A 13,382-nucleotide genomic window follows, 5' to 3' on the forward strand; every position below is an offset into this window, starting at 1 on the left:
GCTCAGCTTCCCTTCGGGGGGACGACCTGCAGGTAGATGGCCGTGAGCACGAGGTTCACGAAGAACAGCAGCAGGAAGGCGATGACGACCGACTGGTTGACCGCGTCGCCGACGCCCTTGGGGCCGCCGCGCGGGTTGAGCCCGCGGTGCGCGGCGACCGCGCCGGCGATGAAGCCGAAGAGCAGCGCCTTGAACTCGCTGATGTACAGGTCCGGCAGGTGGGCGAGGGCGGAGAAGCTGGCGAGGTAGGCGCCGGGGGTGCCGCCCTGCATGATCACGTTGAAGAAGTAGCCGCCGAGCACGCCGACGACCGAGACCAGGCCGTTGAGGAAGACGGCGACGAGCATGGCCGCGAGCACCCGGGGGGCGACCAGCCGCTGGATGGGCGAGACGCCCATCACGACCATCGCGTCGATCTCTTCGCGGATCGTACGGGAGCCGATGTCGGCGCAGATCGCCGAGCCGCCCGCGCCGGCGATCAGCAGCGCCACGATCAGCGGGCTGGCCTGCTGGATGACGGCGAGAACGCTGGCCGCGCCGGTGAAGGACTGCGCGCCGAGCTGCTGGGTGAGCGAGCCGACCTGCAGCGCGATCACCGCGCCGAACGGCACGGACACGAGCGCGGTCGGCAGGATCGTCACGCTGGCGATGAACCAGAACTGCTCGACCAGCTCCCGGCCCTGGAACGGGCGCCGGAACATCGCGGCGAGCACGGCCGCGGCGAGCGCGAAGAGCCTGCCGGTCTCACGGAGCGCCGCGGTTCCGGGGACGTTCGTCGCCGGGGTCGTCACCGGCGCTCCCGGATGCTTTGGAGGATCGCCTGCTGCGCGGCGTACGGCAGCTCGTGCAGCATGCCCATGACGCGGGCCCGGCGGCGCTCGACCGCCTGACGCGGGGGCAGGCCGGGGCTCGGCTTGAGCTGGGGCACGATCGGCGGCAGGCCCTCGTCGTCGAAGTCGGCCGCCTCGAGCGCGATGGTGGCCTGGTCCTTCTCCTCGGACATGCCGATCGGGCCGTGCTTGCGGCCCTGCAGGAACTGCGCGACGACCGGCTCCTCGCTCGTCAGCAGGACCTCGCGCGGGCCGAAGGTGACCAGCTTGCGGAGGAACAGCATGCCGATGTTGTCCGGCACGGTCGAGGCGACCTGGATGTTGTGCGTGACGATGAGGATGGTCGCGTCGATCCGCGCGTTCAGGTCGATCAGCAGCTGGGACAGGTAGGCCGTACGGACGGGGTCCAGGCCGGAGTCCGGCTCGTCGCAGAGGATGATCTGCGGGTCGAGCACGAGCGCCCGTGCCAGGCCCGCGCGCTTGCGCATGCCGCCGGAGATCTCACCGGGGAGCTTGCCCTCGGTGCCGGCGAGCCCCACCAGATCCATCTTCTCCAGCACGATGCGCCGGATCTCCGGCTCGTTCTTGTTCGTGTGCTCCCGCAGGGGGAACGCGATGTTCTCGAACAGGTTGAGGGAGCCGAACAGCGCGCCGTCCTGGAACACGATGCCGAACAGCTTGCGGATCTCGTGCAGTTTCCGCTCGGGGCTGCTGACCATGTCGACGCCGTCGATGAGGACCCGTCCTCGCTCCGGCTTGAGCAGGCCGATGAGCGATTTGAGGAAGACCGTCTTCCCGGTACCCGAGGGCCCCAGCATCACGCTGACCTCGCCGGCCGGAAGTGTGAGCGTCACGTCCTGCCAGATGGTCTGCTTGCCGAAGGACTTCGTCAGTCCTTCGACCACGACTTCAATTCCCATTACGCAGAGCCAACCATCGGAATGTTTCCCAACTTCGGCCCCCGGATATGAAGAGCCCGAATATTTGCGCCGGACCATATTCCGGTCCGCCGGATTGGTTCGGGCGCTACCTTTGCTACTGGCGGGTATCATACTTATCGTCAACAGCGATGAGCAAGACATTCCGTGTCATTGCCGAGGTCGCACGAAATGTCTTGTCATCGATTGACAACCAAGGCTTCCGGTTTTGTCCGCCGATGAGTACGGCGGCGGACGTGACCGCTCCTACCGGCTATGACTTCGCGGCGGAGTGCCAGAAGGCGGCCAGCCGCCGCCCGGCGCCGGGCGCGAATGAGGTCGGGTCGTACAGGCCGCCGAGATAGGTCGACGGGCTGTTCAGCACCAGTTTGTTGTTGCCCGCGGCCGAGGGGAGCCCGGTCTTGAGGTTGACCGCGGCGTCGAGCAGGCCGAGGCCGCCGCAGCCGGTCGCGCCGGGCACGGCGAAGGAGTCATCGCCCTGAGACGCCCCGCCGGTGTCGATCCTGAGCAGGTCGCCGTTGTCGGCGTCGGGGGTCCCGTCTCCGTCGAACCGGGCGAAGTCCGTCGCCGGCACGGCCAGGTTCCTCGGCTTCAGCAGGATCGGGTGCGAGTTCGAGCCGATCGTGCAGGTGGAGGCGAGGAACGGGTTCTGCAGGTGGATCTTGACCGGCAGCGTGATGATCGGGTCGCCGCTGCCGAGCCCGGCGGCCAGGTCGAAGTCCGACGGAGTGCCGGCCGGCTGGATGGTGGCGATGACGTTGTTGAGCGTGTTGTCGCTGATGGACCGGCAGATCTGCGTGATCACCGGCACCTTGCTCGGGCACATCAGCCCGAGCAGGCCGCCGGGGATCTTCACGGGGTCGGCCACGAGAGCGCCCCCGGAGGGCGTGACCAGCGACAGCGTCGACGCGGAGAGCACCCCGGCCTGCAGGTCGGTGGCGCCGGTGGTCGCGGTGGTCGTGCCCAGCTTGATCGAGCCGCTGGACGAGTGCGAGGCCAGGCACGTGTCCGTGGCCGAGACGCCGTCCGCGGCCAGCATCGCCGGATCGTCCACCGGGCAGCGCGTGAACGGCGCCCACGAGCCTTTCAGGGTCGCCGCCGACGCCGAACCGGCGGGGATGAGCGTCGTCGCGAGTGCGGTGACCGCACCGGCGGCCACGAGGCGTGCCCGCTTACGGGAAGGACTCATTTCTCGGTCCCTTTCTCCAGGCCGGACCGACGGTCCGAAATTCCGCCCCCGATTTCACTACTGGCGCGTACGGTAACTTTGCCCGCCGAGAAGGGCAATAGAAGCTCTTCCGGCACGGAATCTATTGCCACCGGATGACAATTTCCCTGGCCGAATTCATCGGCGGGCGAGCATGCCGGTCATGGCTGGGGCCGCGGCCGGTCGATCGGGTCGCAGTTGACGGGGTCCTGGTCCGGCGGGCGGGTGCAGGGAACGCCCTGGATCAGCTTCATGAAGTTGCCCGGACCGGAGATCGACGCGGTGAAGAGAGGATCGAGATCCTCACCCACTCCGCAGCCGCCGAACGCCGGGAACGTGGCGTAGCCGGTCAGTGGCCCGCCGGTGTTCACGGTGTACTCCGGGGACTTTCCGGTCAACGTGACCGCCACCGGTGTGACGGTCTGGCAGTGCGGGCCCACCTCGAGCGGTTTCCCATTGACCAGCACATCGTGAATGCGAACCCAGAAGGGGGACGTGACCGTCGATTCCTCGTGGAAATCGGTGCCGTCGAAGAACGAGTGGCTGTCGACCTCGACGTCGGTGCCCTCGGGTTCGGTCAGCTCCATCGTCGCGGTGGTCGGCATGAAGCCGAAGGTCAGGAAGGTGGCCTGCGTGGGCGGCAGCTGATGCCGTCCGTGGTAGTCGAGCAGCCCCCGGCTCAGCACGTCGAAGCTGCTGTCGGTGGCGCAGAGGTTGAGAATGACGCGGTAGGCGAGCTCCAGCAGGACGTGGCCGGTGGTCTCCCCGTTCTCCACGCCGAGCCGGGTCGCGCCGTCGAGCTTCTTGACGTTCGAGTAGCCCGCCATGTACGCCTCGCCGGGCACCGGATCGAGGTCCTCCACGAGGAGGCACGGATCGTCGTCCAGCGGCTGCCGGGCCGTGCGGGGGAGGGCCGTGGCGGCGCCCGCGCCGGGAGAGCGGGCGGCGGAGCCGGACGGCCCGGCGACCGGCACGTGCGCCAGGATCGCGCCGGGGCCGAGTCCGATCCTGCAGTTGAGCGGGATGCTCGGCGGGTTCGTCGCACCGCCGTCCGCCTTGTGCGGCGTGAGGACGAACGTGAGGGGGCCCGCGATGAAGGCCGCCGAGCCGGTCGCCTCGGCCGTGACCGGCGACACCATGGCGGGCCCGGGCAGGGGCAGGTCCCCGGAACCGGGGATCGGCGTGGACGGGGTCCGGCTCGACCAGACGCTGGTGGAGGAGGTGCCCTTCTGCGCCACGGTGACGGTCATCCGCGCCGACGCGGTGACCGACGTCGCGTCCAGCCCGGTGAGGTCGGCGAGCGCGGCGCGCGACAGGGTCGGCGTCATCGTGACGTGGCGGGGCCAGAGGCGGTCGCCGACCGCGCGGGCGGAGGGAAAGGTGCCCGCGACCTTGACGGTGACCTGGCGGGCGCCGGCGGGAAACGGGCAGGTGTAGGCCAGGGCGGCGTCTATGGCCTGCGCGCCGGCCGGGGCCTCACCGGCCGAGGACTGACCGGCGGAGGACTCGGCGCCGGAGATCAGGCTCACCGCGATCAGGACCACGCCGGCGGCGGCGACCCGTGCGATTGTGCGAGGCGTCCAGCGCATGATGCTCATCCACGTTCACCCGTCGTGCGAGTCGGCGATGCCGAAGCCTGCGGCGGAACCCTTTCCCCGCGGTGAAGGCCGAGCATCGGAAGACCACATCCAAAAGTCGTCGGCCCCGGAATGACAGATCGCCTCGCAGTTTTCTACTGGCGAGTAGCGTAGTTGTGGTGTCGTGGGAGGGGCAAGCGGTCGTGTCCTAAGCGCAATCCGGCGCCGCACTTTTGTCACCGCGTTATAAAACCCGGCCGGCCCATTGTCCGATGCTGAGTCCGAACGCGAAAGCCGGCCGGGGGTTCACCCGGCCGGCTTCGGCGGCTGGTCGTCAGATCACGGGGTGGGCGTGATGCTGAGGCCGGGGGGAGTGGGGCTGCTGACCACATAGGTGGCCGCGAAGGTGACGAGGTCGTTGGCCTTGATCAGGCCCAGGCAGGTGCCGGTGGTGCCGGTGATCTTCAGCTGCTGCGGGGCGGCGTCCGCGGGGACGGTGAGCGTCCCGGTGGAGTTCGCGAACGTGTCGTTGTTGGCCGTGCCGACGTTGCCCGCGACGGTCCCGTTGCAGGTCCCCAGGATGCTCTTGATCGTGAGGGTGGCGTTGATGCCGCTGATGTTGCCGCTGACCGTGCCGGTGGTCGCGTTGTACGACACGGCGTTGAGGCCGCCCGAGGTGATGGAGGCGGTCCCGGTGCTGCTCAGCGGGCCGGTGCAGGTGCTGAACGTGCCGCTGCCGATGTTGGCGACGGGGTTGGCGAGGCCGCTGCCCGAGGGCGCGGTGCCGTTGATCGTCGAGGCGCTGCAGGTGAAGGTCTGGTTGGTGGTCACGTCCTTGAACGTGACGGTCGTGCCCGACTTCAGCCCCACGGTGAAGGATCCGCTGGCGTTGGAGTTGCTGACGGTCCAGCCGGCCGCGAAGGCCGCCTGGGAGCTGAGCACGATCGCGCCGACGGCGGCGGCACCGACGAGGACCGAGCTTCCCACGAGTTTACGCATGTCTTTCTTCCTCCACGGACTGCGGCCGGTGTGCGCGGTAAAGCCGGCCGGCGGAAATGGTCTTCAAATTGATGGGTCCGGCGATGTTCCAAGGGCAGCCTCCTTAGACCCGCATGCGGCCAGCGGGATTTCGGTAAGGGTGTCGGTGTCTGCGGCGATCGAACGATCGCGGAAGATGATCTTTATGTGCTAAGGTATCGGGGAACTGTTTACTACCTGCGAGTAGGTTAAGCGGGCGTTACGGTCGAAGCAAGAGCGAAATTGACATTTCCGGCGAGTTATCATTGTGTGCGAAAAGGCGAGTCCGTCTTTATCGAAAAGTGATTAAGGCGCTCGCCTTTATGGCCTTTGACATGGGAGAACGGTCACACGCATCACGAGATGTCGCCGGGCAAGTGCAGAGGGTAAATGTCGTCGCCGGGCGGTGTGAACCTCGCTCGTCCTGGTTAGCCTCACTATGTTCCAGATCACGTTCCGCCGGCCGGGCAGAGGGAGAAGAGCGACGGTGTGGCTCGAACAGGAGACGGGAAGGCGGGAGCTCGCCGGCCTGCTGCGGTCCGAGATGGACGGGCTCGCCGGTGAGATCTGCGCCGAGATCAGCGAGGCCGTCCCGGAGTACGCGACGCCGTGTCAGTGCGAGTCCGGGCCGGTCATGCGGCCCGCCGTCGAGCAGGCGATCGTCACCTTCGTCGACCGCATCGCCGAGCCGTCCGCGTCGTCACGCCGGCTGATCGACGTCTACCGCCTGCTCGGGCAGAACGAGGCGCACCACGACCGGAACCTCAACGCGCTGCAGGCGGCGTTCCGCGTGGCCTTCAGGGTCGCCTGGCACCGGACCACGAACATCTGCGCCCGTCATGAGCTCCCGTCCGAGATCGTCGCCGGGCTGGCCGAGGCGCAGCTGGAGTACATGGACGAGCTCGCCTCGATCTCCGTGGAGGGCTACCTGGAGGCCAGCGCGCACTCGCCGGAAGAACTCGCCGAGCTGCGCCTTCGCCTCCTGCGGCTGATCCTGGAACGCCCGGCCGCACCACGGCAGGCGATCACCGAACTCGCCGGGCGCGCCGACTGGACGGTGCCCGCGGAGGTGACCCCGGTGGTCGTGCGCCCCGGCGTGCGCCTCGTCCGTACGGCGCTGTCCGACGACGTCCTCGCCGACCTCGACGGTCCCGGCCCCCGGCTGCTGCTGCCCGGCCGGTTCACCGCGGCGCGGCGCTCGATGATCGAGGCCGCGGTGCCCCGCGAGCGGATCGTCGTCGGGGTCACCGTGCCGTTGGAGGAGGTCGCGGACTCGTTCCGCTGGGCCGAGCGCGCCCTCGACCTGATCGCCGAGGGCATCGTCGCCGACACCCGGCTGACGCTCTGCGAGGACCATCTGCTGACGTTATGGCTGATGTCGGACCCGCAGCTGATCGACGAGCTCGCGCGGCAGCGGCTCGCCCAGCTCGCGGAGATGCCGGCCGCCAAGCAGAAGGCGCTGACCGAGACGCTCCGGGTGTGGCTCGAGAGCTGGAGTACCGCGGCCGAGGTCGGGAACCGGCTGCACGTGCACCCGCAGACCGTGCGCTACCGCCTGAACCAGCTCAAGGAGAGCCTGGGCGAGCGGTTCACCGACCCGGAGTCGAGGTTCGGCCTGGAGCTCGTGCTGCGGGCGCAACGGTTGCGAGATCGTGCGGCGCGCCCGGGAGGCGGACGTACCGGAAGGTCCTCACAGGCGTCATAAGTGCTTTTATCATCGGATCACAAAAACAATGTCGTGCTGTCCGAAATCGAAATGAGCATACGACCACTTACGGAACGTGTTGAGGGGTCGGGCAATAGGCGTAAATCCTTGCCGGACACTGTTCTCTGCTCTACGGTCACGTTGTCCTAGATCACGGTCCTCGCGGCAGACACAGGGGTCCCCCGCTCAGTGTTCCGCGCGTGGCCCGAGGTCACCGGCGAAGCGCCACCTGACGGCCGATATGAATAAGGGCGACCCCGCCCAGCGACGCACCGGCTCCGACGGTGGCGGTGGGAGGTAGACGCATGCCTCGAACGCTCGAACCGGACGGCCTGAACAGGTCGCGACCCGAGCTGGCCGAGCGGCTGATGGCGATCATGCGGCGAGAGCTGCCCAGCCTCGTGGACGAGATCGTGGGTGAGATCCGCGACACCATTCCGGACTACGCCCGCCCCATCGACGGCCCGTACGGCCGGACGCTTCGCTCCGGGGTCGAGCGCGCCCTCGCCGGATTCGTCGAGTGGCTCAGCTCGCCGAGCGCGCCGCTGGACGACATCTGTTACAAGCTCGGCCGCTTCGAGGCGTACGAGGGCCGTCAGCTCGACACCCTGCAGTCCGCCTACCGGATCGGCGCGCAGACGGGCTGGCGCCGGGTGATGGCCCTGCACCAGCGGCACGACCTCGCCCCGGCGACCGTCTCGGTGCTGGCGGACGCCCTGTTCGCCTACATGGAGGAGCTGGCGTCATCGTCGGTACGGGGCTATCTGGAGGCCAAGAGGCAGCTCGACGACGAGCTGCAGGCCGGCCACCGCAGGCTCCTGCGGCTGATCGTGGACGGGGCACCGCGCGACCTGCTCGCCGAGCACGCCGCGTCGGTCCGCTGGGTGCTTCCGGACCAGGTCACCGTGGTCGTGCTGCGGCCGAGCGCGCCGATCGTCCGCACGCTGCTGGACGATGATCTGCTGACCGACCTCGACGGCACCGACCCCTATCTCCTGGTGCCCGGCCCGCTGACGGCCGACCGCCGCGCGATGCTCGAGCTCGCGGTGGCCGAGTCCAAGGCCGCGGCCGGGCTGACCGTCGCGCTGGACCGCGCGCCCGACTCGCTGCGCTGGGCCCGGCAGGCGCTCGGCCTGGTGCACGAGGAGGTCATCGACGACGGCCCGCTGACCCTCTGCGCGAACCACCTGGAGACCCTCTGGCTGTTCGCGGACGCGCCGCTGATCGACCAGATGGCGCGCCGGCAGCTCGCCTGCGTGGACCACCTGACCAAGCGGCAGCGCGAGCGGCTCATCGAGACCCTGCGCGTGTGGCTGCGCACGCGTGGCACCGCCGCGCAGGTCGGTGAGGAGCTGGGCGTGCACCCGCAGACCGTGCGCTACCGGATGCGGCAGATCGAGCACGCCCTCGGCGACGACCTCGCCGACGCGGACACGCGCTTCGCGATCGAGGTGGCCCTGCGCGCTCTGTGGCTGCGCGAACAGACGCCGTCGCCCGGCGCCTACGACGAACCGGACGGCCGCTCCGGACGGCGGTGACGGCTCTCGCGGCCACGAAATTCATTCGACACGCTAATTCGGGACACCTGGTACACCGCGAATTGCGCAACCGGTGATAGCGCTGCGCGCCCTGCTTGATCGGACGCCGCTTTCCGTGTTCGCATGATCCGTACCCGCCGGAAAGGAATGGCGGTACGGAATGCGGAGGTCACCGAGTGCTGTCCAGATCGAACAGAAAGCCGATCTTTGTCGCACTCGGCACGGCGACGCTTCTCACTTTGGGGCCGGTGGCGCTTCCGTCGGCGGCCCTGGCCGCCGATCCGTCGCCGACGGCCGGCGACGATCCCTCGCCCGACCCGTCGAACTCGGCCCCGGCCGGCGACCCGCCGAGCGACCCGCCGCCGGACACCCCGCCCCCGGACACGCCCCCGCCACCCCGGTCATCGCCGGCGCCGCCGCAGTCGGCGCCGTCCCTGTCGCTCCGGCTGGTGCTGTCGCCGGGCAGGGCCGCTCCCGGCGGATCGGTGACGGCCACGGCCCACGTACGGGCGCTGCGGGCGGTCGCGCACCACGCGGTGGTGCGGTTCTCGGCGTCGAGCGCGAGCGTCGGCGGTCCCGTCTCGCTGGGCGACCTCAGCGCGGGGGAGCGCTCCGCGACGAGCGTGGTCCACATCCCCGCGAGCCATGGCGCAGGCTCGGTCACGGTGACCGCCTCGCTGAGCGCCGACCGGGCCGGTGCCCGGTCCGACACCGGCAAGATCACCGTGTCCTCGTCGGCGGCCGACGCCGCGGCGGAGGCGGCGGCCGCAGCGGGCGGTGTACCCCTGGCCCCGTCCCTGCAGATCCCGGGCCTGCCCGGCTCGGGCGCGGCCGTGGGCGGCGGCCCGCCCCAGGCGCAGCTCCCGCTGATCAGCCAGCAGCCCGCCGTCGCGCCGGACGAACTCCCGGCCGTACGCCCGGTCTCGCTCCGTACGCGGACCTCGCCGCTCGGCCTCGACCCGATCTCCTACCGGCTGCTCTGGACACAGGTGGCCTGGCTGGCCGCGCTCCTCGTCGGCATCTCGCTGCTCCTGACCCAGCTCCGGATCAACCGCCGCCGGGTCCCGGTCCGCCCGGCCGGACGACGCGGACCCCGCCGCTCGTAGGTCTCCGCCGCGTGGTGACCGCGCGCGTCCGTGGATAATCGGTGATGCCATGACGTGATGCGGATTACGACCACCTGAGGAGCTCGATGTTCGGCAAGGTCTTGGTGGCCAACCGTGGTGAGATCGCGATCCGGGCGTTTCGCGCGGCGTTCGAGCTCGGCATTTCCACCGTCGCCGTCTACCCCTATGAGGACCGCAACTCGCTGCACCGCGCGAAGGCGGACGAGTCGTACCAGATCGGCGAGCCGGGCCGTCCCGTACGCGCCTACCTGTCGGTTGACGAGGTGGTCAAGGCCGCCCGTACGGCCGGCGCCGACGCGATCTACCCCGGCTACGGCTTCCTGTCGGAGAACCCCGGCCTGGCGACCGCCTGCGCGGAGGCGGGCATCACCTTCATCGGGCCGCCGGCCTCGGTGCTGCACCTGACCGGCAACAAGGCGCGGGCGGTCGCCGCGGCGCGCGAGGCCGGCCTCCCGGTGCTGAAGTCCTCCGAGCCGACGACGGACGTCGACGCGCTGCTCGCCGCCGCCGGCGACATCGGGTTCCCGGTGTTCGTCAAGGCCGTCGCCGGAGGCGGCGGACGCGGCATGCGGCGGGTGGCCGAGCCAGGCGACCTGCGCGAGTCGATCGACGCCGCGATGCGCGAGGCGGAGTCGGCGTTCGGCGACGCGACGGTCTTCCTGGAGCAGGCCGTGGTGAACCCGCGCCACATCGAGGTGCAGATCCTCGCCGACGCCGAGGGCAACGTCGTCCACCTGTACGAGCGCGACTGCTCGATGCAGCGGCGGCACCAGAAGGTCATCGAGATCGCGCCCGCCCCCAACCTCGACCCGGACCTGCGGGATCGGATCTGCGCGGACGCCGTGGCGTTCGCCCGGCACATCGGCTACGTCAACGCGGGCACGGTGGAGTTCCTCGTCGACGAGCGCGGCAACCACGTCTTCATCGAGATGAACCCCCGCATCCAGGTCGAGCACACGGTGACCGAGCAGGTCACCGACCGCGACCTGGTGATCGCGCAGCTGCGTATCGCCGCCGGGCGCACGCTGCCGGAGCTGCGCCTGACCCAGGACGTCATCACCCTGACCGGCGCGGCGATGCAGTGCCGCATCACGACCGAGGACCCGGCCAACGGCTTCCGCCCCGACACGGGCACCATCTCGGCGTACCGCTCGCCGGGCGGGCCGGGCGTGCGCCTCGACGGCGGCACCGTGCACACCGGCGCCGAGGTGTCGGCGCACTTCGACTCGATGCTCGTCAAGCTCACCTGCCACGGGCACGACTTCACCAACGCCGCGCGCCGGGCGAGGCGCGCGATCGCCGAGTTCCGCATCCGCGGCGTGGCCACCAACCTGCCCTTCCTCGGCGCGGTGCTCGACGACCCCGACTTCCGCGCCGGCCGGATCACGACGAGCTTCATCGACGAGCGCCCGGACCTCGTGCACGCCCGTCCCTCGGCCGACCGGGGCAGCCGTGTCCTGCGCTTCCTCGCCGAGACGACGGTCAACCGGCCGCACGGGCCGCGGCCCGTGGTCGTCGAACCCGTCGACAAGCTGCCCGCCGTGAACCTCGGTGAGACGCCGGCGGAAGGTTCGCGGCAGCGCCTCGCCGCCCTCGGGCCGGAGGGGTTCGCCGCCGACCTGCGCGCCCGCGAGTCCGTCGCCGTCACCGACACGACGTTCCGCGACGCGCACCAGTCGCTGCTGGCCACCCGCGTGCGCACGCGCGACCTGACCGCGGTCGCGCCCCACGTCGCGCGTACGGCGCCGCAGCTGCTGAGCCTGGAGTGCTGGGGCGGCGCGACGTACGACGTGGCGCTGCGGTTCCTCGCCGAAGACCCGTGGGAGCGCCTGGCGGCGCTGCGCGAGGCGGTGCCGAACATCTGCACGCAGATGCTGCTGCGCGGCCGCAACACCGTCGGCTACACCCCGTACCCCACGGAGGTCACCGACGCGTTCGTCGCCGAGGCCGCGGCCACCGGGATGGACATCTTCCGCATCTTCGACGCGCTGAACGACGTGTCGCAGATGCGCCCGGCCATCGACGCCGTACGCGCCACCGGGACCGCGGTCGCCGAGGTCGCGCTCTGCTACACGGGCGACCTGTCCGACCCCGCCGAGACGCTCTACACGCTCGACTACTACCTGCGGCTCGCCGAGGAGATCGTCGAGGCCGGCGCCCACGTCCTGGCGATCAAGGACATGGCCGGCCTGCTGCGCCCGCCGGCCGCCCGTACGCTCGTGACCGCGCTGCGCGCGCGGTTCGACCTGCCGGTGCACCTGCACACCCACGACACGGCCGGGGGGCAGCTCGCCACGCTGATCGCCGCCATCTACGCGGGCGTCGACGCGGTCGACGCGGCGGTGGCGTCGATGGCCGGGACGACGTCGCAGCCGTCTCTGTCCGCGCTGGTCGCCGCGACCGACCACACCGACCGGGCCACGGGCCTGTCGCTGCAGGCCGTCGGCGACCTGGAGCCGTACTGGGAGGCCGTCCGGAAGGTCTACGCGCCGTTCGAGTCGGGCCTGGCGTCGCCGACCGGGCGCGTCTACCACCACGAGATCCCGGGCGGCCAGCTGTCGAACCTGCGCCAGCAGGCCATCGCGCTCGGCCTGGGGGACCGGTTCGAGCTGATCGAGGACTGCTACGCCGCCGCCGACCGCATGCTCGGCCGCCTGGTGAAGGTCACGCCGTCGTCCAAGGTCGTCGGCGACCTGGCGCTGCACCTCGTCGGCGCGGGCGTCTCGGCCGCCGACTTCGAGTCCGACCCGGGCAAGTTCGACGTGCCGGACTCGGTGATCGGCTTCCTGCGCGGCGAGCTGGGCGTCCCGCCCGGCGGCTGGCCGGAGCCGTTCCGTACGCGGGCGCTGGAGGGCCGGTCGCCGGAGGCCGAGGTCGCGTCGCTGACCGCGGAGGACCGCGAGGGCCTGGCCTCGTCGCGCCGCGCCACGCTGAACCGCCTGCTGTTCCCCGGCCCGGCCCGTGAGTTCGCCGTCCGCCGCGAGACGTACGGCGACACGTCGGTCCTGTCGACCAAGGACTTCTTCTACGGCCTCGAACCCGAGACCGAGCACACGGTGACCCTCGAACACGGCGTCTCGCTGCTGATCGAGCTCGAGGCCATCTCGGAGGCCGACGAACGCGGCTACCGCTCGGTGCTGACCACCCTCAACGGCCAGCTCCGCCCGGTCCGCGTACGCGACGAGTCGGTCGCCACGGACGTCAAGGCCGCCGAGAAGGCCGAGCGCGGCAACGACCGCCACGTCGCGGCCCCGTTCGCCGGCGTCGTGACGCTCCAGGTGGAGGAGGGCGCGGCGGTGTCGGCGGGTCAGACGGTCGCCACGATCGAGGCGATGAAGATGGAGGCCTCCATCACCGCCCAGCGCGACGGGACGGTCACCCGCCTGGCCATCGGCTCGGTCCAGCAGGTCGAGGGCGGCGACCTGCTGATCGAGATCCGCTGA

At 70.3% G+C, this 13,382-nt stretch carries 9 protein-coding genes; 4 read left to right on the top strand and 5 right to left on the bottom strand.

Translation table 11 applies throughout. From position 1 onward, the window contains the following. Positions 1 to 2: 2 nt before the first annotated feature. The 5 genes from QWU11_RS35080 to QWU11_RS35100 form a co-directional block, all read right to left on the bottom strand. Positions 3 to 701 carry an ABC transporter permease gene (locus QWU11_RS35080; protein ID WP_354670928.1) on the bottom strand — a complete coding sequence of 233 codons (699 nt, stop codon included), beginning with the start codon at positions 699 to 701 and terminating at the stop codon, positions 3 to 5. A gap of 86 nt (positions 702 to 787) precedes the next feature. Next, positions 788 to 1,750 (bottom strand): ATP-binding cassette domain-containing protein, encoded by a 963-nt coding sequence (locus QWU11_RS35085; protein WP_290118807.1) that lies wholly within the window; start codon positions 1,748 to 1,750, stop codon positions 788 to 790. A gap of 271 nt (positions 1,751 to 2,021) precedes the next feature. Continuing rightward, positions 2,022 to 2,957, bottom strand: coding sequence for a hypothetical protein (locus QWU11_RS35090; protein ID WP_290118808.1), 936 nt, complete (start codon positions 2,955 to 2,957; stop codon positions 2,022 to 2,024). 179 nt (positions 2,958 to 3,136) lie between these two features. Beyond that, positions 3,137 to 4,573 carry a DUF6801 domain-containing protein gene (locus QWU11_RS35095; protein WP_290118809.1) on the bottom strand — a complete coding sequence of 479 codons (1,437 nt, stop codon included), beginning with the start codon at positions 4,571 to 4,573 and terminating at the stop codon, positions 3,137 to 3,139. 318 nt (positions 4,574 to 4,891) lie between these two features. Next, a complete protein-coding gene (locus QWU11_RS35100) occupies positions 4,892 to 5,551 on the bottom strand; it encodes a hypothetical protein (RefSeq protein ID WP_290118810.1) in 660 nt (219 codons plus the stop codon). Between the two features lie 505 nt (positions 5,552 to 6,056). Between QWU11_RS35100 and QWU11_RS35105 the strand changes: the two genes are divergently transcribed. The 4 genes from QWU11_RS35105 to QWU11_RS35120 all read left to right on the top strand — a co-directional run bounded on the left by QWU11_RS35105 (position 6,057) and on the right by QWU11_RS35120 (position 13,382). Continuing rightward, complete coding sequence (locus tag QWU11_RS35105; protein ID WP_290118811.1) at positions 6,057 to 7,274, top strand: PucR family transcriptional regulator; 1,218 nt, start codon at positions 6,057 to 6,059, stop codon at positions 7,272 to 7,274. A gap of 305 nt (positions 7,275 to 7,579) precedes the next feature. Further along, positions 7,580 to 8,812, top strand: a complete 1,233-nt coding sequence (locus tag QWU11_RS35110) for a helix-turn-helix domain-containing protein (protein ID WP_290118812.1) — start codon at positions 7,580 to 7,582, stop codon at positions 8,810 to 8,812. Positions 8,813 to 9,060: 248 nt separating this feature from the next. Continuing rightward, positions 9,061 to 9,918 (top strand): hypothetical protein, encoded by an 858-nt coding sequence (locus QWU11_RS35115; protein ID WP_290118813.1) that lies wholly within the window; start codon positions 9,061 to 9,063, stop codon positions 9,916 to 9,918. Between the two features lie 86 nt (positions 9,919 to 10,004). Next, positions 10,005 to 13,382, top strand: a complete 3,378-nt coding sequence (locus QWU11_RS35120) for a pyruvate carboxylase (protein ID WP_290118814.1) — start codon at positions 10,005 to 10,007, stop codon at positions 13,380 to 13,382.

The sequence above is a fragment of the Actinomadura sp. DC4 genome, assembly GCF_030406325.1.
Lineage (GTDB): Bacteria > Actinomycetota > Actinomycetes > Streptosporangiales > Streptosporangiaceae > Actinoallomurus.

Coding starts and splice junctions, on each gene's coding strand:
- QWU11_RS35090 (WP_290118808.1), bottom strand. CDS start 2,957: ATGAGTCCTTCCCGTAAGCGGGCACGCCTCGTGGCCGCCGGTGCGGTC.
- QWU11_RS35120 (WP_290118814.1), top strand. CDS start 10,005: ATGTTCGGCAAGGTCTTGGTGGCCAACCGTGGTGAGATCGCGATCCGG.
- QWU11_RS35110 (WP_290118812.1), top strand. CDS start 7,580: ATGCCTCGAACGCTCGAACCGGACGGCCTGAACAGGTCGCGACCCGAG.
- QWU11_RS35085 (WP_290118807.1), bottom strand. CDS start 1,750: ATGGGAATTGAAGTCGTGGTCGAAGGACTGACGAAGTCCTTCGGCAAG.
- QWU11_RS35100 (WP_290118810.1), bottom strand. CDS start 5,551: ATGCGTAAACTCGTGGGAAGCTCGGTCCTCGTCGGTGCCGCCGCCGTC.
- QWU11_RS35095 (WP_290118809.1), bottom strand. CDS start 4,573: ATGAGCATCATGCGCTGGACGCCTCGCACAATCGCACGGGTCGCCGCC.
- QWU11_RS35080 (WP_354670928.1), bottom strand. CDS start 701: ATGTTCCGGCGCCCGTTCCAGGGCCGGGAGCTGGTCGAGCAGTTCTGG.